Annotated in this window: 22 protein-coding genes; 14 read left to right on the top strand and 8 right to left on the bottom strand. The window is 67.7% G+C overall.

Features of this window, described 5'->3' with window-relative positions; genetic code table 11:
- The first annotated feature begins 19 nt into the window (after positions 1–19).
- The 8 genes from MXD95_RS23365 to MXD95_RS23330 all read left to right on the top strand — a co-directional run bounded on the left by MXD95_RS23365 (position 20) and on the right by MXD95_RS23330 (position 7,181).
- Complete coding sequence (locus MXD95_RS23365; RefSeq protein WP_250642852.1) at positions 20–877, top strand: phytanoyl-CoA dioxygenase family protein; 858 nt, start codon at positions 20–22, stop codon at positions 875–877.
- On the top strand, positions 835–1,449 hold the full coding sequence (locus MXD95_RS23360) for a VOC family protein (RefSeq protein WP_250642851.1): 615 nt from the start codon (positions 835–837) through the stop codon (positions 1,447–1,449). The genes MXD95_RS23365 and MXD95_RS23360 overlap by 43 nt, the downstream gene beginning before the upstream one ends.
- Complete coding sequence (locus MXD95_RS23355) at positions 1,449–3,104, top strand: class I adenylate-forming enzyme family protein (RefSeq protein ID WP_250642850.1); 1,656 nt, start codon at positions 1,449–1,451, stop codon at positions 3,102–3,104. Before MXD95_RS23360 ends, MXD95_RS23355 begins: the two co-directional genes overlap by 1 nt.
- 41 nt (positions 3,105–3,145) lie before the next feature.
- The gene (locus MXD95_RS23350; protein WP_250642849.1) at positions 3,146–4,123 is read left to right on the top strand and encodes an enoyl-CoA hydratase/isomerase family protein; all 978 of its coding nucleotides are present in this window, start codon (positions 3,146–3,148) and stop codon (positions 4,121–4,123) included.
- 43 nt (positions 4,124–4,166) lie between these two features.
- Positions 4,167–5,426: an amidohydrolase family protein gene (locus MXD95_RS23345; RefSeq protein ID WP_250642848.1), complete on the top strand. Its 1,260-nt coding sequence runs from the start codon at positions 4,167–4,169 to the stop codon at positions 5,424–5,426.
- On the top strand, positions 5,423–6,178 hold the full coding sequence (locus tag MXD95_RS23340) for an SDR family oxidoreductase (RefSeq protein ID WP_250642847.1): 756 nt from the start codon (positions 5,423–5,425) through the stop codon (positions 6,176–6,178). The genes MXD95_RS23345 and MXD95_RS23340 overlap by 4 nt, the downstream gene beginning before the upstream one ends.
- A gap of 120 nt (positions 6,179–6,298) precedes the next feature.
- Positions 6,299–6,712, top strand: a complete 414-nt coding sequence (locus MXD95_RS23335) for a VOC family protein (protein ID WP_250642846.1) — start codon at positions 6,299–6,301, stop codon at positions 6,710–6,712.
- A 16-nt stretch (positions 6,713–6,728) separates the two neighbouring features.
- The gene (locus tag MXD95_RS23330; protein WP_250642845.1) at positions 6,729–7,181 is read left to right on the top strand and encodes a nuclear transport factor 2 family protein; all 453 of its coding nucleotides are present in this window, start codon (positions 6,729–6,731) and stop codon (positions 7,179–7,181) included.
- Between the two features lie 45 nt (positions 7,182–7,226).
- On the opposite strand, the gene MXD95_RS23325 is transcribed toward MXD95_RS23330, so the two are convergent.
- Genes MXD95_RS23325 through MXD95_RS23305 form a run of 5 tightly spaced genes read right to left on the bottom strand, consistent with a single transcriptional unit; the run spans position 7,227 to position 12,956 of the window.
- Positions 7,227–8,357: an acyl-CoA dehydrogenase family protein gene (locus tag MXD95_RS23325; RefSeq protein ID WP_250642844.1), complete on the bottom strand. Its 1,131-nt coding sequence runs from the start codon at positions 8,355–8,357 to the stop codon at positions 7,227–7,229.
- The gene (locus tag MXD95_RS23320; RefSeq protein WP_250642843.1) at positions 8,357–9,352 is read right to left on the bottom strand and encodes an acyl-CoA dehydrogenase family protein; all 996 of its coding nucleotides are present in this window, start codon (positions 9,350–9,352) and stop codon (positions 8,357–8,359) included. The genes MXD95_RS23325 and MXD95_RS23320 overlap by 1 nt, the downstream gene beginning before the upstream one ends.
- 52 nt (positions 9,353–9,404) lie before the next feature.
- Positions 9,405–10,775, bottom strand: coding sequence for an aromatic ring-hydroxylating oxygenase subunit alpha (locus MXD95_RS23315; protein WP_250642842.1), 1,371 nt, complete (start codon positions 10,773–10,775; stop codon positions 9,405–9,407).
- A 37-nt stretch (positions 10,776–10,812) separates the two neighbouring features.
- Positions 10,813–11,277 (bottom strand): VOC family protein, encoded by a 465-nt coding sequence (locus MXD95_RS23310; RefSeq protein ID WP_250642841.1) that lies wholly within the window; start codon positions 11,275–11,277, stop codon positions 10,813–10,815.
- Positions 11,274–12,956 carry a class I adenylate-forming enzyme family protein gene (locus MXD95_RS23305; RefSeq protein WP_250642840.1) on the bottom strand — a complete coding sequence of 561 codons (1,683 nt, stop codon included), beginning with the start codon at positions 12,954–12,956 and terminating at the stop codon, positions 11,274–11,276. Before MXD95_RS23305 ends, MXD95_RS23310 begins: the two co-directional genes overlap by 4 nt.
- 180 nt (positions 12,957–13,136) lie before the next feature.
- On the opposite strand from MXD95_RS23305, the gene MXD95_RS23300 reads away from it, so the two are divergent.
- Positions 13,137–14,069, top strand: coding sequence for an SDR family NAD(P)-dependent oxidoreductase (locus tag MXD95_RS23300; RefSeq protein WP_250642839.1), 933 nt, complete (start codon positions 13,137–13,139; stop codon positions 14,067–14,069).
- A 73-nt stretch (positions 14,070–14,142) separates the two neighbouring features.
- On the opposite strand, the gene MXD95_RS23295 is transcribed toward MXD95_RS23300, so the two are convergent.
- Together MXD95_RS23295 and MXD95_RS23290 are read right to left on the bottom strand one after the other, a co-directional pair.
- A complete protein-coding gene (locus MXD95_RS23295; protein WP_250642838.1) occupies positions 14,143–14,997 on the bottom strand; it encodes a helix-turn-helix transcriptional regulator in 855 nt (284 codons plus the stop codon).
- Between the two features lie 244 nt (positions 14,998–15,241).
- On the bottom strand, positions 15,242–15,991 hold the full coding sequence (locus MXD95_RS23290; protein WP_250642837.1) for an SDR family oxidoreductase: 750 nt from the start codon (positions 15,989–15,991) through the stop codon (positions 15,242–15,244).
- 942 nt (positions 15,992–16,933) lie between these two features.
- Between MXD95_RS23290 and MXD95_RS23285 the strand changes: the two genes are divergently transcribed.
- Positions 16,934–17,284 (top strand): MerR family transcriptional regulator, encoded by a 351-nt coding sequence (locus tag MXD95_RS23285; RefSeq protein WP_250642836.1) that lies wholly within the window; start codon positions 16,934–16,936, stop codon positions 17,282–17,284.
- Between the two features lie 202 nt (positions 17,285–17,486).
- Here MXD95_RS23285 and MXD95_RS23280 read toward each other — a convergent pair whose 3' ends face one another.
- Complete coding sequence (locus tag MXD95_RS23280; protein WP_250642835.1) at positions 17,487–18,350, bottom strand: LLM class F420-dependent oxidoreductase; 864 nt, start codon at positions 18,348–18,350, stop codon at positions 17,487–17,489.
- Positions 18,351–18,604: 254 nt separating this feature from the next.
- Between MXD95_RS23280 and MXD95_RS23275 the strand changes: the two genes are divergently transcribed.
- The 4 genes from MXD95_RS23275 (at position 18,605) to dmpG (ending at position 21,847) form a co-directional block, all read left to right on the top strand.
- A complete protein-coding gene (locus tag MXD95_RS23275) occupies positions 18,605–18,778 on the top strand; it encodes a hypothetical protein (protein WP_250642834.1) in 174 nt (57 codons plus the stop codon).
- Between the two features lie 161 nt (positions 18,779–18,939).
- Positions 18,940–19,764, top strand: coding sequence for a 2-keto-4-pentenoate hydratase (locus MXD95_RS23270; protein ID WP_250642833.1), 825 nt, complete (start codon positions 18,940–18,942; stop codon positions 19,762–19,764).
- Positions 19,761–20,702 carry an acetaldehyde dehydrogenase (acetylating) gene (locus MXD95_RS23265; protein ID WP_250642832.1) on the top strand — a complete coding sequence of 314 codons (942 nt, stop codon included), beginning with the start codon at positions 19,761–19,763 and terminating at the stop codon, positions 20,700–20,702. Before MXD95_RS23270 ends, MXD95_RS23265 begins: the two co-directional genes overlap by 4 nt.
- On the top strand, positions 20,702–21,847 hold the full coding sequence (gene dmpG, locus MXD95_RS23260; RefSeq protein ID WP_285223740.1) for a 4-hydroxy-2-oxovalerate aldolase: 1,146 nt from the start codon (positions 20,702–20,704) through the stop codon (positions 21,845–21,847). The genes MXD95_RS23265 and dmpG overlap by 1 nt, the downstream gene beginning before the upstream one ends.
- Positions 21,848–22,338 lie beyond the last annotated feature (491 nt).

Raw genomic sequence — 22,338 nt, 5'->3', positions numbered from 1 at the left:
GCACGCTGAGGAGATCGAGATGACTGCAAACCCGGCGACCTTACCGTCAACGCCATGCCGGTCGGTGACAGAAGAGGAGATCGAGCATCTCCGCGAATTCGGCTGGGTCAAGCTGAAGCGCTTCGTGGATCCGCAGTACCTGCGCTCCATGCTCGATCTCGCCCGCGAGGTGATGGGAGAGGACGCCGACAGCAACCCCCTCTCCCCCGTCCTGGAAGCTGCCGTCACCGAGGGTAAGCCCGGTCTCTCGTACTTCAACGCCCAGCGCAGCTTCGGTCTGGCCCACCCCATACTGCGTCCCCTGATCTTCGAAATCGGCAGGAGCGCGAAGCTGCTGCAGCGACGGCGCAGCACGGACGGGTCCGGCGTCGACGTCCGCTACTACTCCGACTTCTTCGTACCCAAGCTACCCGCGGAGAAGACGGCACGACACGGCGGTAACGGGCCGACCGCCTACCACCAGGACTTCATCACCTTCGCCGTCGACCGGTCCGGCGGCATGACCTTCTGGATCCCGCTGGAGCCCTGCGGGCCGCCCGCCGGAACGATGTCATTCGTCAGCGGCTCCCACCGCGAGGGCGTGCTGGGCGACTACACCTGCTACGGCGACGGAGACGCCCTGGACGTCTTCCCCGAACTCCGCCGGCTTGAGATGTCCGAGCACATGACCTATGAGCTCGGCGACATCACCGTCCACACCCACCTGACCATCCACGGCAGCGGGCCCAATGTGACCGACCACCCCCGGTGGACCTACCTCCTCGTCACCCAGCCGGCCGACGCCTGCTGGAACGGCTCACCCTGCCCCAACTTCGACTCAAGCGATATGACGCCATGGCAGCCGTTCGGTGGCGAACGTTTCCCGGTCATCAGCTGAAAGGGAAACCGGTGATTCCTGCTCTTTTAACCAACAGCAGTTTCATGCAGGTGTGCTGGGTCGTGCCCGACCTTCGTGCAGCCATTGACGCGTGGGTCAGGTCCGCCGGCGTCGGTCCGTTCTTCTGGTTCGACGAGGTACCGTTCACGGACGGCCACCACCGAGGCCAGCCGGCGACCTTCCCCGCGGTCAGCGCCGCGATCGCCTACGCCGGCGATGTCCAGGTCGAGCTTGTGTCCCAGGACAATGACGATCCTGGAGTGTTTCGCGACGTGTTCCGCGCGGGTGAGGGCGGCCTGCACCACCTGGCCATCACCCCCACCGACTACGAAGCCGAGCGCGACGCCTACCTCGCGGCCGGAGCCGCCCTGGCCTTCGAAGGGGTCACCGGCACGAGCCGAACGTGCTGGATTGACACCAGCCCAACCCTGGGGTTCATGATCGAACTTCTGGAACCGAGCAAGACGCGAGAGGCCTGGTTCTCGAAGATGCGCGCGGCCGCGCGTACCTGGGACGGGTCCGACTCCATTGTCGTTCCCGGTGCGGGGACTACCGAAATCGCCCGACACTGATGCATCCGACCGATCACCCCGCGACTTTTCCAGTTCTCCTCGCCGAGACGGTCGCGTCGCGCGGCGAACACCCGGCCCTGATCCACGCCGAGGAGGTGCTGACCTATCGCCAACTGGAGCGCCGATCAGGCGAGATGGCGCGGGCACTGCTCGCCAGTGGCGTCGGCAAGGGCACTCGGATCGCTCTGCTCGCACCCGATGGCGCCCTGTGGCTGACCACCTTCTACGCGGCACTGCGGATCGGGGCCCTGGTCACTCCGATCAGCACTCTGACGACGCCGCCCGAGCTGGCCCACATCCTCCGGACCAGCGACGCGCAGATCCTGATCGGCGTGCGCCGATTCCTGCGCCGTGACTTCGCCGAGATCCTGACCGCGGCACTTCCAGGGCTGGGGGGAGGCACCGCCGGTGCGCTCCGTCTGCAGTGCGCCCCGCACCTGCGCTCCGTGTGGCTCCAGGACGGTGGTGGGCTCTCCTGGGCCGCACCGGTCAGCGATCTGCTCGCACGCGCCACGCTGCCCGACGCTCCTGACGGCGACCTGCTCGCGGCTGTGGAGCGTGAGGTCTCGCCCGCCGACGACGCGTTCGTCGTCTATACCTCGGGGAGCACCGCGGCCCCCAAGGCGGTGGTTCACGGGCAGTGGGCGGTGGCGCGTCAGCCGCGGGCTCTCGCCCGGTACTTCCTGCTGACCGACGCGGACCGCACCCTGTGCCTGCTTCCTGCCTTCTGGATGGGCGGTATCGCGGCGGCGCTACAGGTCCTGAGTACCGGCGGAACGCTGATCTACCCGCGCTCGCCCGACATCGCGGACGCCGTCGAGATGATCGAGCGGCACAACGTCACGTACGTCGTCGTCTGGCACGTCCTGCCAAAGCTGAGAGCGGCCGCGATCGCCCGGGGCATCGACGTCGACGCGATCCGCGGCATGGGTGCGCCACCGCGCCGGGAAAACGGTGAACTCATTCCCCCAACCCTGCGTGCCAACCTGCTGGGGATGTCCGAAAGCTTCTCGATGCATAGCGCCGAATCCATCAACCAGCGCATGCCAGATGACAAGGCCGGCGCCTGCGGGCGTGGCGTGAACGGGATAGAACGGCGGGTTGTCAACCCGGACACCGGCGCTGAAGTTCCCCCCGGCGAGGTGGGCGAGCTTCAGCTGCGCGGGGGTGCGTTGATGACCGGCTTCTACAAGATCGACCGGCGCACGGTGTTCACGGCCGACGGGTTCTACCCCACCAAGGACCTGGTGCGTATCGACTCGGACGGCTACGCCTACCTCGTCGGCCGTACCGGAGACATGATCAAGACGAGTTCGGCCAATGTGTCTCGCCTTGAGGTGGAGGCGGCGCTGCGCGCGCTGCCTGAGGTGGACCTGGCGTTGGTCGCGGGCCTCCCGGATCCGGAGTTCGGCGAGATCGTCGTCGCGGCGGTCGTCCCGGCGCCGGGTACGAGCCCGACAGCCGAAGGTATACGTGCGATGCTGCGTGAACGGTTGTCCAGCTTCAAGATCCCACGGCGCGTCGCGTTCATCACGCACGATGACGTCCCCCGCACGGAGACAGGAAAGGTCCGGCTGCCCGAACTCAGGGAGATCATCGCATCCTGGATCGCCGAGCCACAGAAAGTGGACCGAGGCACCACAAAGATTCACTGATCGTCACCTACCTGAGTTTCACGAGCCACAGGAGCAGCAACATGGCTGAGGCAACGGGGCGCCCTTCCGCCGAGGAGATCGTGCTGTACGAGAAAGACCCGAACACACGTATCGCCACGATCACCCTGGACCGCGCCGACGAGCTCAATGCCATGACGGTCGACGCCCAGCACCGCTATGCGGACCTGATCCGGCAGGCCGGCATCGACGACGAGGTCAAGGTTCTCGTGATCCGGGCGAATGGACCCAACCTGGGCAGTGGCGCTGACCTGCCGGAGCTGATGGAGATCATGGCTCGCCGCGGCGACGTCACGATGAAGCACATTGTTCGGATCCCCGAGGACGCCGATGTCGAGTATCCGCGGACGGGCACGTATCGCTACGGGGCGTCGAACGTGCAGTTCTACACGGATCCGAGTGCCGGGATGCGAAGTCTTCAGGACTTCAAGAAGATCAGCATTCTCGAGGTTCGAGGCTACTGTTACGGCTGGCATTTCTACCAGGCGGCCGATGCCGATATCGTCATCTCCGCCGAGGACGCCCTGTTCGGCCATGCCGCGTTCCGCTACGCCGGATTCGCGGCCCGGCAGTGGCAGTGGTGCTCGATGATGGGTATTCGCAAGTTCATGGAGATGGTATTCACCGGCCGGCCGTTCACGGCCAGGGAGATGTACGACTGCGACTTCGTCAACGCCGTCGTGCCGTTCGATGAGCTCGAGGCGATGACGGCGAAGTACGCGCTCGCGTGCGCCCGCTCACGGCCGACCGACACGGTGTTCGTGCAGAAGACGTTCTTCGAGATCTTCAAACAGCACCAGGGTGAGTACATGGGCAGCATCCTTTCCGGGCTTCTGGAGTCGACCGGACGCCTGCTGCGACCCGACGGTGAAGGGCTTGAGATCAACCGGGAGACGCTCGACCGCGGGCTGACGGGCGCGGTCCGTGACAATGACGAGCGCTTCCCGCCCGAGTGGCGCCTCAGCCGGCGCGGCCGCGGCGACGACGCCCCGCAGGTGTGAGATGGTCGTCCTCGCGAACGCTCGTATCTTCGACGGTCACGCGATGCGCCCGGGCACAGGCTCGGTCGTGGTGGATGGAAACATCATCACTGCTGTCGGTGAGACCGCTGGCCACGATGGCAACGATGTCATCGACGTGGGTGGCATGACTGTCATGCCCGGTCTGATCACCTCTCACCTGCACCCGGACTTCTACAAGTTCGACATCTTCTCCGGTGAGAAGCCCGGCAAGGAGCTGCCGCCCGGGGTCATGATGGCGATCGGCGTCCGCACCTGCCGAGTGCTGCTGGAAAGCGGCTTCACAGGTTACGCGGGTGCCGGGTGCGCCCATGACATCGACGCGCAGCTGAAGATGGCCATCGCCCAGGACATCATCCCGGGACCCCGCATCCGAGCCTGCGGGCACCATATCGGTACCACCGGAGACATGAACAACCGCAGCCGGTGGTGGAAAGGCTACGAGACGCCCGGCATCGACCTGTGCGGCGACGGTCCCGACGCAATCCGCACGATGGTCCGGCGGGAGATCAGCCGCGGCGTGGAGATCATCAAGGTTTTCGCTGGCGCCGGGCACGGAATTCCCAGTGCGACCTCGCGGAACATCGCGCGAGATGAGCTTTCCTCTCTGGTGCGCACAGCCCATGAACGCGGAGCCAGGGTCCGTGCCCACGTGGCCGACAAGGAAATGATCCTCGAATGCCTCGATCTCGGCGTCGACATCATCGACCACGGTGACGAGATCGATCAGGAGTGCCTCGATCTGATGGTCGCGGCCGGCACCTTCTGGGTGCCCAGTCTTGTCTACCTGTGGAGCCTGCTCGAGATTGGTTATGCGACGAGGTTCGGTGTTAATCCTGCGCTCTACGATCACGTGCGCGAGATGCTTCCGATAGCCCAGCAGGCGGGTGTGCGGATCCTGATAGGGGACGACTACAGCGGCGTGTTCCGCACGATGATCAAGGATGATCCACTTGACCACCAGGTCGGCAACTACGGCCGGGAGTTCGCGTTCTACTCCGAGATTGACGGCCTGTCATCGGCGGAGGTGCTCACCTGGGGGACGAGTAACGCCGGGCAGCTTCTCGTCGACGCCCCGGCGACGGTCGGTGTGATCGCGCCTGGTGCGCTCGCGGACCTGATCGTCGTCGACGGTGATCCACTCGCTGATCCGACCGTGCTCTCGCGGCCCGACGAGGCCCTGAAGGCTGTGTTCCGGGACGGAGTCCTGGTCATCGACTATCTGCCGACGTCGAAGGCTCCGACGGAGCGCTCGACAGTGCTGGGACCGGAGGTCCGACGGTGACGGGCGAGGCCGCGTCGAGGAGAGTCGCTTTTGTCACTGGTGCCGGTTCGGGTATCGGTCGGGCGGCGGCGGAGGCGTTTGTGCGCCGCGGGTATGCCACTGTGCTCGCCGACGTGAACGAGCAGGCAGGGCAGGAGGCCCAGGGCGAACTCGGCGCGCTGGGAGAATGCATCTATGTGCGCTGCGATGTGGCGGACGACGACACAGTGCGGGCCGCCGTTGACGCCACCGTGGCCGCCTACGGACGGTTGGACGCGGCCTTCAACGCCGCGGGCATCGACGGCGAGCAGGGCAAGCTCATTGCCGAGTCGAGTCTGGAGAACTGGAACCGCGTCATCGCAATCGATCTCACGGGAACCTGGTCCTGCATGCGTTACGAACTGCCTGCGCTGTTGGTATCGGGAGGCGGCGCGATCGTGAACTGCGCCTCGGTCGCGGGAATCCGGGCGGCTGCGACGGTCTCCGCCTACACCGCCGCGAAACATGGAGTTGTCGGGCTCACGCGGGTGGCGGCTCGCGAGTACGCCTCCCGCGGAGTGCGAGTGAATGCCCTGTGTCCGGGGACCGTCGATACGCCGATGTTCCGGGCAGCCATGTCGGAGGAGACAGTCGAGTCTCTCGTTCGCGCCAATCCGTCCGGTCGCGTCGCCGAAGCGGGCGAGATCGCCGAAACGGCGGTCTGGCTGTGCACCGACGCGCCGGCATACCTCACTGGTCAGGCCATCGCTGTTGACGGAGGAGCCGGTGCCTGACCACCGTCGGGTAGCCAGAGGGCACGATCAGCGGGGCCAAGCACCACCAGGTGAGCTGGATTATGCATGGGCGTCGCCACCGGAGGGCCGACGCCCGCGAGTGAGCTTGAAAGGACTGCGATGCATCGTATTCTGTTGAGTACCTTCGTCATTGACGCCCCGGCTGAGTTCCGTGACCAGACGGTGGCATTCTGGTCGGCGGCGTTGGGCGCGAAGGCACATGCCACCAAACTCCCGGCCTACCATATTCTCGAGGATGCGGATAATCCCAACCGCATTGTTGTTCAGGATGTCGGCCCTGGCTCGGCCGGCGTCCATTTCGACATTCACACGGACGATCTCGAGGGCGAGGTCAGGCGCCTCGTCGACTGCGGCGCCACCGTCGTCGACGCGTCGTGGGCGGACCATCCCGGGCGCTGGGTGATCATGCGGGACCCGGCCGGCATGGAGTTCTGTGTGGTGTTCGCGCTGAACAAGCTGCGGCCGCAGGCCGACCGCGACGCATTCGAACGCCGCGCCAAGGTCGTTGGTTGATCTGGTGATACCGCCGATGGACGACGCCGCGGAGATCATCCACCTGTGTGCCGTGTACGCGCTCAAAATGTCCCAGGGCGATGTGCACCACATCATCGAGCATCTCGTCACTCCGGACGGCAGCTACTCCGCGTTCGGTGACACGTACAGCCTCGCGGACTGGCCACGGCTGGTCGAGGCCGCACCGAAGGGCCTGTTCCTCACCGGAGCACCTGTGCTCGATCTCGACGGTGACTCCGGAACGGGCGAGGTTCCCCTTCTCTTCATCGACCAGACCAACCACCGGATGCGCATGGGTTGGTACAGCGATACCTACCGTCGAACTGAGGCCGGCTGGCGCCTCGTGACCCGGAAGATGACATTCCTCCGTCGTCACGGCGGGGCGGACTCGGGCATGCCCCACGACCCGACCCGGCCGGCACCCACGGGCAAGGGAACATCCGTCCCGGATGAGGCCAGTCTGGCTTGATCGTCGTCGCCGTCGAGCCCGCCCGCGAGCGGGCTCGACGGTCGATCAGGATCTCGGCAGGCCCAGAACGCGGTGGGCGATGAGGTTCCTCTGAATCTGGGCCGTGCCGCCCATGACGCTCTGAGCCCTGCTGTACAGATAGGTGGCAAGCATGCTGGCGTCGATCTCGTCCTGGGCGGCCCCGGCGAGGTCGACGGCCGCATGGCCCACGGCCTGCTCGACCCAGGTCATGAGAAGCTTGTCGACGGAGCCCTCCACGCCATGCGCCACGCCGTCGAGGCGCTCGGACAGCCGCCGGCTGACGAGGTGCGCAAGCATGTCGGACTCGACGGTCGCCCAGGCGAGCTGCCGGAACTGCTCCGCGTCGTAGCCCTCGGGATCGTCGCGCACGAGTTTCTGCAACTGCTTGACGGTCTTGCGGTAGCGGCTGGCGTTGCCCAGCTCCTGGGGTTCGCGTTCGTGGGCGAGAACGGTCATCGCGACGGCCCATCCATCGCCGGGTGAGCCAATCATGTTGCTCGACGGGACGACCGCGGCGTCGAACGTGACCTCCCCGAACTCGCGGGCCACACCGTTGATCATCTTCAGGGGTCGCTGGGTGATGGCCGGCTGGTCCATGGGTATCGCGAAGGCCGACAGGCCCTTGTGGTTGCGCGCCTGCGGATCGGTGCGGGCGAGTAGCAGGCACCAGTCGGCCACGTCCGAGTAGCTCGTCCAGACCTTGTGGCCCGTCACGACATAGTCGTCGCCCGCGCGCGTGGCGCGGGTGCGCAGCGCGGCGAGGTCGGAGCCGGCGTCAGGCTCGCTGAACCCCTGACACCAGCGCGCGTCTCCGCTGATGAGATCCGGCAGGAACCTGTCCCTGATGTCGTCATTCGCATGTTCGAGCAGGGCATGCACGAGGTAGCCCAGGTTGGGTCGCGGCGGCGCGCCAGCGGCCGCGAGTTCCTCGTCGACGATCACCTCGTAGACCGTGGGTCTTTCGTGACCGCCGTAACGCACCGGCCACGAAAGACCGAAGAATCCGGCTCGGTACAGGGATCGGTGCCAGTCGGGCTGCCTCGCCCAGTACGTGTCCGAGGTGGACGACGCTGGCAGGTGCGGGTTGTTCTCAACGAGCCAGGCTCGCAGCTGCCCGCGGAAGTCGGCCTCCTCGGCGGAATCGTTGAAGTCCATCAGAGACGACCTTTCAGGCCGACGTGTTCGAGCACGCGTGCCAGGTTGGGACCGACGCCTCCGAGCACGTCGGTCGCGAGCAGGGTGCGTCGGAGGTACACGTGCGCGAGGCATTCCCAGCTGTTCCCGATGCCGCCGTGCACCTGAATGCACGTCTCGCAGACCGACCGGGCCGCCCGCGCGGCGTAGGCCTTGGCCGAGGCCGCCGCCGCGACGGCGTCCCACGGATCGAGCGCGTCGACGCCCCACGCCGCGTACAGCAGGGCGGCGCGGGCCCCCTCGATGTGGACGACGGCGTCGGCGAGCAGGTGGGCCACCGCCTGGAACGAACCGATCCGCTTCCCGTACTGCGCGCGTTGCCCGGCGTAGGTCACAGCGAGATCGAGCGCACCCTGCATCGAGCCGACGAGATCGGCCGTGGTGAGCGTCAAGGCGAGAGCGATCCAGCGCTGCCGATCAGCTTCAGTCAGTGAGCCAACTGTGACCGCCTCGGCGGTCGGGATCGGCACGCTGGGCCGGGTGAGATCGGTCGCGGCGGGTTGTCCGCGCAGCTTGACGGAGGCGAGGGTGCCGTCTGCCGCGAGCAGCAGGACCGACTCGGCGCAAGCCGCATCGATCGCGACAGCCGGCTCACCAGGCGACGCCAGAGCCGACAGGTTCCGGCGAAGCCCGACCGTCTCCCTGCCAGTTGCCGCTGACGCTTTCGCGAGACGGCGCAGTTCCATGGCGAGCGTCGGCCCGAGGAACGGCACGTCCGCGAGCCCGTGCCCCAGCGCCTCGGCGACGATCGCGGCCTCGACGCCCGAGGCCCAGGGGTTCCCGGCCTCGTCCGGTGCCCGAAGGCGCCGCCAGTCCGACTCCTCGACGGCCTCGTCGAGCCGGGCCGCCCGCTGCTCGTCAGCGAGATCGGCGACCGCGCTCAGGCCGAGCCGATTGATCACCTGTTTGACGGACTGGCGAAGAATCCGCTGTTCAGGAGTGAACCGAACGTCCATCAGTACTCTCCAAGGATGGAACCACAGGGCCCACCGAGGTCACCCTGCACGCTCAGGCCATATACGTTTCGAGGGCGGCATGGAAGTGCCGGATCCGGCTTTCCTGGTAGAGCGCCAGCGTCGTACTCTTCGCGATCGAGGCCCGCAGCCCACGCTGAATGCGCCCGAACGCCGCGCCATCCTGGTTGAAGACGCGACCGAACACTCCGAGCTCGGGCACACTGGTCCAGCTCTCGTCGTCGCGCAGAACGCGCGTCGGCGCGGCAGGTGGTCGGACGCCGTCCTCGGGAAGTGGCTCCAGCACCATGATGTCGATCACGCAGGACTCGGGGTCGTTGCCATTGGGCCGGAACCGGTAGGCAAACGAGGTCAGAAGACCCGCCCAGGGCATGAAGTTCGGAAAGAGAAGGTATTCGATCCCATCGAGCAGCTCCGCGTCACTTACGCTGGAATAGTCGCGCCCGGTGCGTGCGGACAGCGACTTTCGCACCCGCGCGGCGAGGGAGCTCCTCGCATTCTCTCCCGGCTCGATGGTGACCTCGGCGTCGCGCGATCCCAGCATCCTGCGCACGATGGCGAGGTCGTCTGGCGGATCCTCGAGATGGTCGCTGCTCACACCGACAGCAGTAATCATTCGGCTCACGTGGTGCCCGTAGACGTCATACTCGCTCAGCGAGTCAGCCGCGGTCGGCAGCAACTGTGGGTGCGTCGCCATGGTGTGGTAGGCCTCGATGAACGCCTCCAGCGCCACCTTCCAGTTACAGGGCATGACACGCACGATGTGAGCTTTGAGGAAGCGGTCCTCCAGCGGCCACTGCGCGAAGTGCCATGGAAGGGTCTCGAGATATTCATCGAGAGGGGCAGCGTCGCGGTCGATGTTCACGAACACGAACCCACCCCACGTCGCGACCTGGGCCTGGGGAAGACAGAAGCCGGCTCGGTCGATATGGGGGAAGTCCCACGCCGAGGGAATCTCGTTGAGCGTCCCGTCGAGGTTCCAGGTGAACCCGTGGAAGGGGCATCGGATGTTGCTCAGCGGCCCGCCCTTCGTGCGCAGCTGAGTACCCCGGTGCAGGCAGGAGTTGTGATACGCCCTGATGTCATCCGGTGCGGTGCGCAGGACGATGAGCGACCAGTCGGCGATGTCGTAGACGATCGAGTCCCCGACCTCGGGAATCTGCTCTTCCCGGCAGGCCATCTGCCAGGTGTGCCCCCAGACCTTCTCGACCTCGCGCCGATGGAACTCCGGGTCGAAGTAGCGCGTCGGCGCGATGCCGCCCGGCTCCGTGTAGCCAGCCGAGACCGCGCGCAGGCTCTCAGGCACCGGACGCGTCTCGTCGTCCAGCAATCGCTGGTAGAAGTGCTGGCCTCGGGCGATCCCGTCGGGCACGCGCTCCTGGGATGGGGCATCTGATGTGGTCACGTTCGCTCCTCCTTCACCCGTTCAGGAAACCGGGTCGTCAGTCCGCCGGAAGCAGCATCGGCAGCAGGTTTCGGTCGACGATCTCCACATGCAGCCCGCCGCGTGCACGCAGATACGTGCACATCGGCGGCCGGTCGTCTCTGAGTGCGATCGACGCCGTGAAGCTCCACCCGAGCGCCTCCAGGGCCTCGGTCGCGCCGGCCAGATCGTCGACCCAGTAGCCAAGGTGATGAGCGTGGCCCGGAGTCACGGCCGTCCACAGCGTTCCCTCGATGGACTGGACAAGTTCGACGTGGTGAGTGCCTTCTCGAGACAGGACATAGGCGGTCGAGACTGCGCGCGTCCCGTCGCGGGTGCGCAGCCGAACAGTGGCACCGCCCTCATACCAGGTCACGCCGAGCACAGAGCCGAGTTCTTCGCGGGCGGCTTCAAGATCATCGACGACGATGCCGGTGTGAAAAAGATCCTCGGACCGCAAAATGCCGGGCACGGTAGTTCTCACAGGTTCAGCCGATCCTTTGCCATCAAGGAGAGTCGAGCATCCTGCACCTTGGTACCGCTATGGTTGAGGGGAATCTCGCCGGCGGCGAAAAAAATCACCTTCTTGGGCACCTTGTAGCTTGCCAGCCGCTCCCGCAGGAACGAAGTGATCTCCAGCTCGGTGGTCTCCGATCCGTCTTTCAACTCGATACAGAGAACCACGATCTGATCTAGGCGATCGTCCTGGACGCCGATAACTCGGGCGAGTTTGACGGGTTCGAAGGCGTGGAGTTGGAGCTCTATTTCCGCCGGGGACACGTTCGCGCCGCCCGTTTTGATCATCTCCGTGCGGCGACCAGAGAAATAAACGTTGCCGTCCTCATCATAGAAGCCCAGATCTCCGGTATGGAAGAAGCCTTCGAGATCGAAGCACTGCGAGCGGGTTCGCTTCACATACCGTTCCATGAGAGTCGGCCCACGCACGATGAGCTCGCCCTGTTCCCTGACCCCGAGAACCTCGCCTGTCTCGGGGTCGATCACCCGCAGCTGGCTTCCCGGAAGCACGCGCCCGTAGGAACCGCCCCGCAGCACTTCCCGCGGTGTGTCGCTCGAGAATCCGGTGAAGAACGACGAGGTCTCCGACATTCCGTAGCCGACAGGCATGTTCCAGGTCACGTCACCACTGACCGTGGGATGGCGGGTGAACACCGACTTTCCGAAGACCTTGGTACAGGACGACAGATCCGTGTCCGGCCAGCGGGGGTCCTCCTCGAGTGCCCGCGCCTGGTGGGCGAAGGCGTGCGGCTCGGTCACCCGTTCTCGTTCCAGGAGCCGCAATGCCTGTCCCGGTTCGAACCGCTCCTGCATGACCCACGTTCCGCCCGCCGCTATCGTCGCTCCCATCGCGGCGTTGAGACCCGCCGTCCAGAACAGCGGGAGCGGGCTCCAGACCCGTGTGGCCGAGTTTCGCCCAAAGAGCCTGGCCTGCATCCACCACTGCAGTGCGACCGCCTGATGTGAATGGAGAACCCCTTTGGGACGGTCGGTCGTCCCCGAGCTGTAGATGATGGTCGCAGGGTCGGACGGGTCGACCTGGTCCTCGACCGCCTTGAGTAACGCGTCGCTCACCGCGCCACCGCGGTCGAGGAAGGCGTCCCAGCTCTGGAGGCCCGCGGAATCCGCCGGGGGCCCGAATACCGCGGCGTGGCGGAGGAACGGGTAGGAGGGATCCCGGATCGGCTCCGTGCCGGACGCGGCCGGGCAGAGTTCGACGAGGTCAGCGGCGAACCGGCGGCGCCCCATCGATGTCTGCACGAGCAGCACAGCCACATCGGAGTGAGCCATCAGGTAGGACAGCTCGGGCCCAGGCGAGAAGGTCGAGAGGGGCACAGCGACCGCCCCGGCGAGCGCCACCCCGAACAGCGAGGCCACGGCTTCAGGGCGGTTTCCCATCAGGATCCCGACGTGCGTGCCCTTGCTGGTTCCGGACACGATAAGCGCCTTCGCGACCCGCCGAGCCTGATCGGTGAGATCGCGATAGGTCCAGCGCACCGTGCCACCGAACAACGGGTCGTCGAAGACCAGCGCCTCATGATCGGGAAATGCCGCGGCCCGATCGGTGAGCACTTGGCCAAGAGTGAGCGCACCGACGTCGGCCGCCTCCAGTAACGGCGGGCCGCTGAGCGTTCCGGACTCTGACACGTCAGCCACTCTAGCCAGGGATGGCACCTGGTGCCATAGTCCCGGCAGCGGAACCAGTCTTCAGTGGCCAGTTCCCTGGCACCCGGTGCCAGGATGCGTCTAGTCTCCGCGGCGTACCGAAAATGCGGCAGCCCGGCCCTGACGGAGCTCGGGCACCGTGGGACGCGAGGAGGGGAACGAATGAGCACGCTGAGCTTCGACGGCGACGTCATCGTGGTGACAGGGGCCGGTGGCGGTATGGGACGTTGCCATGCGCTGGAACTCGCCCGACGAGGGGCCAGAGTGGTGGTCAACGACCTCGGTGGTCACCCGTTCGGCGGCGGCAGCGACCCCGGTCTCGCGCAGGCCGTTGTCGCCGAGATCCAGGCGGCGGGCGGCGAGGCAGTCGCGAACACCGCGTCGGTCGCGACAGTTGACGGCGCTGCCAGCCTCACCGAGCAGGCCCTGGACGAATGGGGTCGACTGGACGGGGTGGTGGCCAACCACGCGATTCTGCGCGACAAGCCGTTTGACGAGATGACGCTTGCGGACTTCGACGATGTGATCGATGTGAACCTGCGTGGCGTCATGCGGGTCGTTCACCCGGCATACAAGGTGATGAAGGCAGGCGGCGGCGGCCGGATCGTCGCGATCACCTCGAGTGCGGGTCTGCTGGGGTCGCATGCCCAGGCCAACTATGCGGCCGCGAAGTCCGGACTCCTCGGATTAACCCGCACGATCGCCCTTGAAGGCGCGGCCCACAACATCAAGGCGAACATTGTCGCGCCCGGTGCGCTCGGCACGCGGATGCACCTCGCCATGGTGGAGGCGGCCACCTTCCATGCGAACTCGAGCGCTGATCTCGTGCGCAACGAGCAGGCGGCCGCGGCCCTGAAGCCGGAACGGGTGAGCCCCCTCATCCCCGTCCTCACCCACCCGACCTGCCCGGTCACCGGTGAGGTCCTGTACTCGTGGGGTGGCATGTACGGCCGGTTCGGCATCACCCGCAACGCCGGCTGGACGGCCGGCATCGACCTCGCGACCGCGGAGGAAATAGTCGGCCACTGGGATGAGGTCGTCGACGAGGCTTCCGCGCGTGACGCGGGCCTCGACGCTTTCGCCGGTCAGCACTGAGCGGCGCTCGTACCCCTGCGGCCCAGGGCGGGAACCGGCCGGCCGCGCCGGGACCCGAGTCCTGTCCGTTCTGTCAGTGCGGAACAGTCCCCGGGGTGAGCTGCTGGTGACCAATGACGGAGAGAAGTTCGAGCTTGCTGTGGCTCTCCGTGCCGGGGCGAGTGGTCAGCACCACCAGAGTCTGGGCGTGGTTCTCGGTGAACAGGACCTGGCCGTCGACATCGATGCGGCCGAGTTCGGGATGGAGGATGGTCTTGCAGTCGTCGTAGCGTCGGGCGACCTCCTGTAGTTCCCACATGCGGACGAACTCGGGGCTGTGTTCCTGGAGTTCGGCGAGGATCCAGGCGGCTCTGGGGGTGTCGCTGCCGGCTCTCAGCACGGCCCGCAGGCGCGCTGCCTGGGCACGGCCGTGGCGTTCGTGGGTCTCCTCGGGATACATCAGGCGCTCGGCGGGGTCCATGAACCAGCGGTAGTAGCCGCTGCGGGCCAAACCGGTGTGGCGGGTCTGGTCGCCGAGCAGTGCGACGGCCAACGGGTTCATCGCGAGGGTGTCGACCAGGTCGGTCTGCACCAGGGCCGGGGAGTCGTCCAGGCGGTCCAGGACCCGCATCAGCGTCGGACTGACATGATCAGAGCGGTGGAAGCGGGCCGGCGCGTTGTGGCCGACGAGGACGAAGAGATGGTCGCGTTCGTCCAGGGTCAGCCGCAGTGCCCGGGCGAGAGCTGTGGTGATCTGCACCGAGGGCTTCGGAGCACGCTGCTGTTCCAGCCGGGCGTAGTAGTCGGTGGACATGCCGGCGAGCTGCGCCACCTCCTCGCGGCGTAGCCCCTGCGTACGCCTGCGTGGCCCCTCAACCAGCCCGACGTCGCGGGGGTGCAGCATCTCACGCCGGTGGCGCAGGAACTCCGCCAGTTCCTTGTTGTCCATACCCCCATCGTCGCTGCGTCGCGCCCTACTATCCAGAGACCGCCGATCCATGGATGTGTCCTCTCCCACCCGCGCGAAGCCGCTCAAACGACCGACGCCGAGGGCGCTCGCAGCGAGACGACCCGATGGTCACTGACCTGCATGACCCGCTGGGAAATTCGCCGACCGTCGGCGGTGCGCCGCAGGCCGTCGGCATGGAAGCCGGCCTGCGGCGACGGTGCCCCGTCGACGCACGACAGTTCGGTCAGATGCTGCTCAGCATGGCCAGGACGTCGTCGTAGGAGCCGTTGGCCGCCGCGTCGCGGATGAACCTGGCGCGCTCGACGACAAGCTCCTTCGCGTCAGGCTTCTCGCGCAGCAGGTCGAGGGTCTCGGTGAGGAAGTCGTCCAGCGGCATGGCGTGGTCGTCGTCCTGCTGGCCCAGCAGGGTCGTGCGCACGCCCGGCGGGACTACCTCGATCACCTGGACGCCGGCCTCAGCGCTGGCGAGTTGGATGCGCAGGCTCTCGGAGAAGGAGTGCAGCGCGGCCTTGGTGGCGTTGTAGGTCGGGGTGACCGGGAACGGTACGAACGCCAGCGAAGAGGTGACGTTCATGACGACCGCGTCGCCCTTGCCCACCAGCAGCGGCAGGAAGGCGTACGTCATCCTGATCGTTCCGAGCAGGTTGGTCATGACGTGATCCTCGGCGACCGGGAGTCCGGCCGGGTCGAGGAGGTTTTCCCGCAGCATGATGCCGGCGTTGTTGACCAGGACGTTGAGCCCCGGGTGGCTCGCCGCCACGGTCTCACGGGCCCGGGCAATCGAGTCGGGGTCCGCGACATCGAGGTTGAGCGCGTCGATGCCCGGGTGCTCGGCCATGATCTCGTCGAGGAGATCCTTGCGCCGGCCGGCGACGATCACCTTGTTGCCGGCCTCGAAAAGGCGTAGGGCCAGGCCGAGCCCGATGCCCGAGGTGCCGCCGGTGATCAGGATCGTGTTGCCGGTCATCTTCATAGGGGTCCCGCTCCTTCGTCGCGGCGGGCTGGTTGGCGCCCACAGCCTCGACCGTAGGGGCGCCCACGCAGGGGCGGCAGAGGAGGATTTATCCATGGATCGGCTGTCTCTGCCTGGTGGAGTGGTCCCACCCGGCAGGTGCGGTGTCGCCGTGAGCGGGGTCGCGGCATCCGACCTGACTTCTCCCAAGATCGCCGTTTGATCGGTTCCACGGGTCGCTACCTGGGGTTCGCTGGCCAGGGTGCCTGTTCCTGTGCGCTATCCGGGCTCTACGCCCGGGATTGGTCTCGCGTCCGCCTGCTGGATCGGCCGGACATCCCTGCGTGCCCGCCGTCGCAGTCGCATCCACCCCGCGACCTGGCAGCGATCTGGCTGCGGCAGATCGGGGCTGCCTCCTGGTCGGGTAGGCCGAGGGCGTTCCTCCACCGGAGCTGACGCCCCGCCCCGTCGTCCTGAGGCGGCGCCCCCGAGGGACGCGTCGGGCGTGCAGGGCAGGTGTCTCCTGGGAGCCGAAAAATCTGTCCTCACAGGAGTAGACAACTAGCTACTGCGGTGGGTAGAGTTTCTGTTGTAGCTAGGAGAGTCCAGGGTCGCGCCAGACATGAACTGGCGCGAGCAGGGAGGCGGCCAGAGCAGGCCGCCAGGCATCACCGCGAAGGGTAAAAGGTAGGCGGTACCCGGTAGTTGACCTACGAGGAGAGGGGGAGTAGACGCCATCAGGATCGCCCGAGCGATGGTCCAGCTCGCTCGGTTACCGCGCAGGCCCCGGATTGGAAGGTGGTCCCCGGTCACGTATACGCGATCCCCGCACCCCCGCTCTCTCGGGCAGGCGCGCGGGTTCCAGAATCCGGCGTGTATCGGCCGCCGGTAGGTGGTGTTGAATTCCTCGGGGCCCTGGTGCCATATGGCACCAGGGCCCCTCGACGTGTCGTGAGAGGTGCGATGACCCCTGAAAGCACACGCAAACCGGCTGACAGTCTCGACGATGATGACTACCCCGCGTACACCATGGGCCGCGCGGCCGAGATGCTCGGCGCCACACCCGCCTTCCTGCGGACTCTCGGCGAAGCCCGCCTGATCACGCCGCTGCGCTCCGAGGGCGGCCACCGCCGCTACTCCCGCTACCAGCTTCGGATCGCCTCACGCGTGCGCGAGCTCGTCGACCAGGGCACCGCGATCGACGCCGCCTGCCGCATCGTCATCCTCGAGGACCAACTCGCCGAGGCCCAGCGGCTCAACCAGCAACCACGCCAACCAGCGACCAGCCCGACGCCACCCGCTGAGACCTCCTGACAGGCACGCCGGCAGGAGAGCGAGCCGGCTGGGATGCGGGCTCCGTCTTGCAGGTAGCGGCGGTGAAACGTGACGCGGTAGGCCAGCCGCCACCGACCTGCGACAAGCGCGGATCGTCGGCCGACCCTGTCCGTGCGCCCGCCCCAAGGAGTCAGTCGAGTTCGACCAGACCCGAGGTGGGCGACTGAGCCCCGGCCCGCGTCTACAGGAGCGCGGCGGCGAGGCGGCGCCACTGCTCACGCGGGACGTCCTGCTGGTCGGCGAGCAGTACCTGCAGGCACACGTGGTCGGCGCCGGCGGCCTGGTGCTCCTCGACGCGCCGCCGGACCGCATCCTCATCGCCCCAGGCGATCACCGCGTCGAGCAGCCGGTCACTCATCACGCCCGACATCTCCTCGTCGGTGAAGCCGAGCCGGCGCAGGTTGTTCGCGTAGTTCGGCATCTTCAGGTAGCCGGCCAGCCAGCCGCGGCCGATGCCACGGGCCTCGTCGGCGTCGGTGGTCAGGATGACTGTCTGCTCGGGCAGCACCAGCGGCCCGGGGCCCAGGCGCTCGCGGGCCAGCGCGGTGTGCTCGGGGGTCACGAGGTAGGGGTGCGCCCCGCGGGCCCGGCTGCCGGCCAGGTCCAGCATCTTCGGCCCGAGCGCGGCCAGTACCCGGGCATCGCGCGGGACGGGGGTGTCGGCCTTGTCCAGCTCGTCGAGGAAGGCGGTCATCGCCGCCAACGGCCGCCGGTAGCGGCCGGCCTCGGTCGCGTCGATCGCGGCCGCGTGGCTGACCCCGATGCCCATCAGGAAGCGCTCACCGTGCTGGGCGGTGAGGGCGGCGTAGCCGGCGGCGATGTCCGCGGGGTCGTGCATCCACAGGTTGAGGATGCCGGTGGCGACGGTGGTCCGCTTCGTCGCGGCCAGCAGCGCGCCGACCGCGTCCAGGACAGGGCCCCCGACGTCGGGAATCCACAGCGCCTCGAAGCCCAGCTCGTCCAGCTCCGCGGCGGCGTCGGCCGCTTCCGCCGGATCCCCCCACCGCAGGTGGAAACTCCACACGCCGATGCCGGAAAGATCCATCGCTGCTGTCCCGTCTACTCGTCCGTCACGCGCCGTCGGCACTGGCTACTTGTACATTTACCAGAGGTCGTCGGACGCGATCGCGACCCCGAGGCGAGCCGCCGGGCGGAGCCCGCCCAGCCTACGCGCCGGCAGGGCACCTTTAGATCACGACGTCGAGGTGCGAATCGCCTGCGGTCTGCCCGCGGGCGATGGCACCGCCGTGCTCGCCGCGGCCGCGCGAGAGGTCCTCGAAGGACTCTCAACGCGGCAGGGTGGTCTTCGCGCCCGCCGCGGATGACCTCGCCGGCGTGGCGGCGGCCGCGGCTGCGGGCTTCCGCCACGCCGTGGACGTCGAGATCCCCGGCGCCGAGCTGAGCCTGCTGGTAGCCGAGCCGGAATGGGTCACGTCGGTCGACGTCGACCGCGAACGCGTACCAGGCACCTGATACCCCGCCGGGCCGGCGACGCCCCTGCGTTCCGTCATGTGGAACAAATCTTGGTCCCTGGCCAAGCCACGCCTATAACGGTGACGTCAGGCTGTTCACTCCAACACCTGGCCCGCTGGTCTGGAGGTTCCGTGCCCACAGCACCACCGCAGGGAGGCGCGATGACCACCGCTCCCGCCGTCGACGCGTCGACGATCGCCGCCGCCGACCGGCTCGTCGCCGCCGAGCGCACCGGCGTCGCCTGTCCTCCGGTGCGGGACGTGCTCACGCCGCACGACATCGCCGCCGCCTATGCGGCGCAGCGAGTGAACGTCGAGCGCGGTCTGGCCGCCGGTCGCCGGATCGTCGGGCGCAAGATCGGTCTGACGTCGGCGGCGGTGCAGCGGCAGCTCGGCGTCGGCCAGCCAGACTTCGGCGCGCTGTTCGCCGACATGTGCGTCGCCGACGGCGATGAGATCCCCGCCGGCCGGCTTCTGGCACCCAAGGTCGAGGCCGAGGTCGCGCTGGTACTCGGCGCCGACCTGCCCGATCCAGGTACCACGGTCGTCGAAGTGCTGCGGGCCACCGAGTTCGCGCTGCCGGCCCTCGAGGTCGTCGACAGCCGGGTCGCCGGCTGGGACATCACCATCGTCGACACGGTCGCCGACAACGCCTCCTGCGGCCTGTTCGTCCTCGGCGCGACCCCGGTGCCGCTCGACCGGGTGGACCTGCGGGCGGTCGAGATGCGGCTGTGGAAGGGCGCGGACATCGTCTCGCGCGGCACCGGGGCCGACTGCCTCGGCGGCCCGCTGAACGCGGCGGTGTGGCTTGCTTCCACGCTCGCCGCCGCCGGCGACCCGCTGCGCGCAGGCGACGTGGTGCTGACCGGCGCGCTCGGCCCGATGGTCGCGGCCGCGCCCGGGGACGCCTTCGAGACCGAGATCAGCGGGCTCGGCTCGGCGCGGACGAGGTTCGCCGCCGCACCCGCGGAAGGGACGCAAGGATGAGCAGGGCCAAGGTTGGCGTCATAGGGTCGGGCAACATCGGGACCGACTTGATGATCAAGGTGCTGCGGCTGTCGGACCACCTGGAAATGGGCGCGATGGTCGGGATCGACCCGGGTTCGGACGGGCTCGCGCGCGCGGGCCGGCTCAGGGTCGCGACCACCGCCGAGGGCATCGACGGGCTCGTGCGGATGGACGAGTTCGCCGACATCGAGATCGTCTTCGACGCGACCTCGGCGGGCGCGCACCGGAGCAATGACGAGGTGCTGCGGGCGCATGGCAAGCGGGTCGTCGACCTCACCCCGGCCGCGATCGGCCCCTACGTCGTCCCACCGGTGAACCTGGACGCGCACCTGGACGCGCCCAACGTCAACATGGTGACCTGCGGCGGCCAGGCGACGATCCCGATCGTGGCCGCCGTGGACGCCATCACCCCGGTGCACTACGGCGAGATCGTCGCGTCAATCGCGTCGAGGTCTGCCGGCCCGGGCACCCGCGCCAACATCGACGAGTTCACCGAGACGACGTCGGCGGCGATCGAGAAGGTCGGCGGCGCTACCCACGGCAAGGCGATCATCATTCTGAACCCGGCCGAGCCCCCACTGATCATGCGTGACACAGTTTACTGCGTCGTCGGTGACTGCGACGACGCCGCCGTCACCACGTCCGTGGAGGAGATGGTCGACCGGGTGCGGACCTACGTCCCCGGTTACCGGCTCAAGCAGAAGGTCCAGTTCGACCGAGTCGCCGCCGGCGACCCGCTACGGACCCTGGCGCCGGCCGGCTCGAAGGACGTCGTCAAGGTCTCGGTCTTCCTTGAGGTCGAGGGCGCCGCCCACTACCTGCCGGCCTACGCCGGGAACCTCGACATCATGACCTCGGCCGCGCTGCGCACCGCCGAGCGGATCGCCGAGCTGACTCGCACGGGGGTGAACGTCTGATGGGCGGCCCGGAGACTGTCGGTACCGCCGACATCGCGGCGGGCGCCATGGCGGGAGCCGCCGCGCTGGCGTCGTGCGGGCCGGCGACGGGCGCCAGCGTCGCGGACGTCCCCGTCACGGCGCCGCTCTACATCCAGGACGTGACGCTTCGCGATGGCATGCACGCCGTCCGGCACCGCTACACCATCGAGCAGGCCGCCACGATCGCCCGGCTGCTCGACGAGGCCGGCGTGGCCGCCATCGAGGTCGCCCACGGCGACGGCCTCGCCGGCTCGTCGGTGAACTACGGCGTCGGCGCGCACACCGACTGGGAGTGGATCGAGGCTGTCGTCTCCTCGATCTCCCGGGCCGTCCCGACCACCCTGCTGCTGCCCGGCATCGGTACGCTGCACGACCTGCGGCGCGCCTATGAGCTGGGTGTCCGCTCCGTCCGGATCGCCACCCATTGCACCGAGGCCGACATCTCCGCGCAGCACATCGCGGCGGCCCGCGAGCTGGGCATGGACGTCGCCGGCTTCCTGATGATGTCCCACCTGGCCTCGCCGGCCGAGCTCGCCCGGCAGGCGAAGCTCATGGAGTCCTATGGCGCGCACTGCGTCTACGTCACCGACTCCGGCGGCCGCCTGACGATGGACGATGTCAGGGCCCGGTTCCGGGCCTACCGCGACGTGCTCGACCCCGCGACCGAGACAGGCATCCACGCCCACCACAACCTCGGACTGGGTGTGGCGAACTCGGTCGTCGCCGCCGAGTGCGGCGCGGTCCGGATCGACGCGTCGCTCGCCGGCCAGGGCGCCGGCGCCGGCAACTGCCCGCTGGAGGCGTTCATCGCCGTCGCGGACGTGATGGGCTGGAAGCACGGCTGCGAGCTGTTCGGCCTGATGGACGGCGCGGACGACGTCGTGCGCCCGTTGCAGGACCGGGTCGTGCGCGTCGACCGGGAGACACTCACCCTCGGCTACGCAGGTGTCTACTCGTCGTTCCTGCGGCACGCCGAGACGGCCGCGAGGCGCTACGGTCTCGATACCCGCTCGATCCTCGTCGAGGTCGGCCGCCGCGGCATGGTCGGCGGCCAGGAGGATATGATCACCGACGTCGCTCTCGACCTCGTCGCCACCGCCGAGACCGCCAGGACCCAGGTGTGACGCAGGGCTCCTGGCCGAGATCCCCGCTGTCCCTGACCATTCGCTGCCCTGACTCATCATGCCCCACAGGAACCTGCCGGCCCGCCCGCGGGACTCCACGCGCGCGAAGTGACCTCCGATCCGGGTCGTAACGCCTCGAATCGCTGGCGCCATCCAGCGGGGTCCACGCGCGGGGCGCCGAGCCACCGGCTGATCTTCGGTTGTCCGCACAGACTCCCGATGATCCCGGTGGCTCTCTCATGCCCGCACCGCGTCCGACCGCACCAGCGTGGCCACCCACCGCCAGCCCACCGCGGCCCAGTTGATCACAAAAGTCGGGTTGGAGTACTGGGCAGGTGTCCGAGAAACGGGCTCACCTCAGGAGCGGGCGGGGAGCTGTGGGCGGCCGTATGACCGTCCGTCTCCCGATGTAAGGCCGAGTTTCGCTCTGTAAAACGGGTGGTCGACCCGATTTCGCGCTGTGAAACGACGGCTTGTAGCGCCGGTGCGAC

The sequence above is a fragment of the Frankia sp. AiPa1 genome, assembly GCF_023243075.1.
Lineage (GTDB): Bacteria > Actinomycetota > Actinomycetes > Frankiales > Frankiaceae > Frankia.
This window is presented reverse-complemented; position numbering and strand designations above follow the sequence as displayed.

Excerpts from the sequence above, each read along its gene's own strand:
- MXD95_RS23295 (WP_250642838.1), bottom strand. The coding sequence starts at position 14,997 with ATGGACAACAAGGAACTGGCGGAGTTCCTGCGCCACCGGCGTGAGATG.
- MXD95_RS23345 (WP_250642848.1), top strand. The coding sequence starts at position 4,167 with ATGCGCCCGGGCACAGGCTCGGTCGTGGTGGATGGAAACATCATCACT.
- MXD95_RS23350 (WP_250642849.1), top strand. The coding sequence starts at position 3,146 with ATGGCTGAGGCAACGGGGCGCCCTTCCGCCGAGGAGATCGTGCTGTAC.
- MXD95_RS23300 (WP_250642839.1), top strand. The coding sequence starts at position 13,137 with ATGAGCACGCTGAGCTTCGACGGCGACGTCATCGTGGTGACAGGGGCC.
- MXD95_RS23265 (WP_250642832.1), top strand. The coding sequence starts at position 19,761 with ATGAGCAGGGCCAAGGTTGGCGTCATAGGGTCGGGCAACATCGGGACC.
- MXD95_RS23325 (WP_250642844.1), bottom strand. The coding sequence starts at position 8,357 with ATGGACTTCAACGATTCCGCCGAGGAGGCCGACTTCCGCGGGCAGCTG.
- MXD95_RS23360 (WP_250642851.1), top strand. The coding sequence starts at position 835 with ATGGCAGCCGTTCGGTGGCGAACGTTTCCCGGTCATCAGCTGAAAGGG.
- MXD95_RS23365 (WP_250642852.1), top strand. The coding sequence starts at position 20 with ATGACTGCAAACCCGGCGACCTTACCGTCAACGCCATGCCGGTCGGTG.
- MXD95_RS23330 (WP_250642845.1), top strand. The coding sequence starts at position 6,729 with ATGGACGACGCCGCGGAGATCATCCACCTGTGTGCCGTGTACGCGCTC.
- dmpG (WP_285223740.1), top strand. The coding sequence starts at position 20,702 with ATGGGCGGCCCGGAGACTGTCGGTACCGCCGACATCGCGGCGGGCGCC.
- MXD95_RS23280 (WP_250642835.1), bottom strand. The coding sequence starts at position 18,350 with ATGGATCTTTCCGGCATCGGCGTGTGGAGTTTCCACCTGCGGTGGGGG.
- MXD95_RS23290 (WP_250642837.1), bottom strand. The coding sequence starts at position 15,991 with ATGAAGATGACCGGCAACACGATCCTGATCACCGGCGGCACCTCGGGC.
- MXD95_RS23270 (WP_250642833.1), top strand. The coding sequence starts at position 18,940 with ATGACCACCGCTCCCGCCGTCGACGCGTCGACGATCGCCGCCGCCGAC.
- MXD95_RS23285 (WP_250642836.1), top strand. The coding sequence starts at position 16,934 with ATGACCCCTGAAAGCACACGCAAACCGGCTGACAGTCTCGACGATGAT.
- MXD95_RS23320 (WP_250642843.1), bottom strand. The coding sequence starts at position 9,352 with ATGGACGTTCGGTTCACTCCTGAACAGCGGATTCTTCGCCAGTCCGTC.
- MXD95_RS23335 (WP_250642846.1), top strand. The coding sequence starts at position 6,299 with ATGCATCGTATTCTGTTGAGTACCTTCGTCATTGACGCCCCGGCTGAG.
- MXD95_RS23355 (WP_250642850.1), top strand. The coding sequence starts at position 1,449 with ATGCATCCGACCGATCACCCCGCGACTTTTCCAGTTCTCCTCGCCGAG.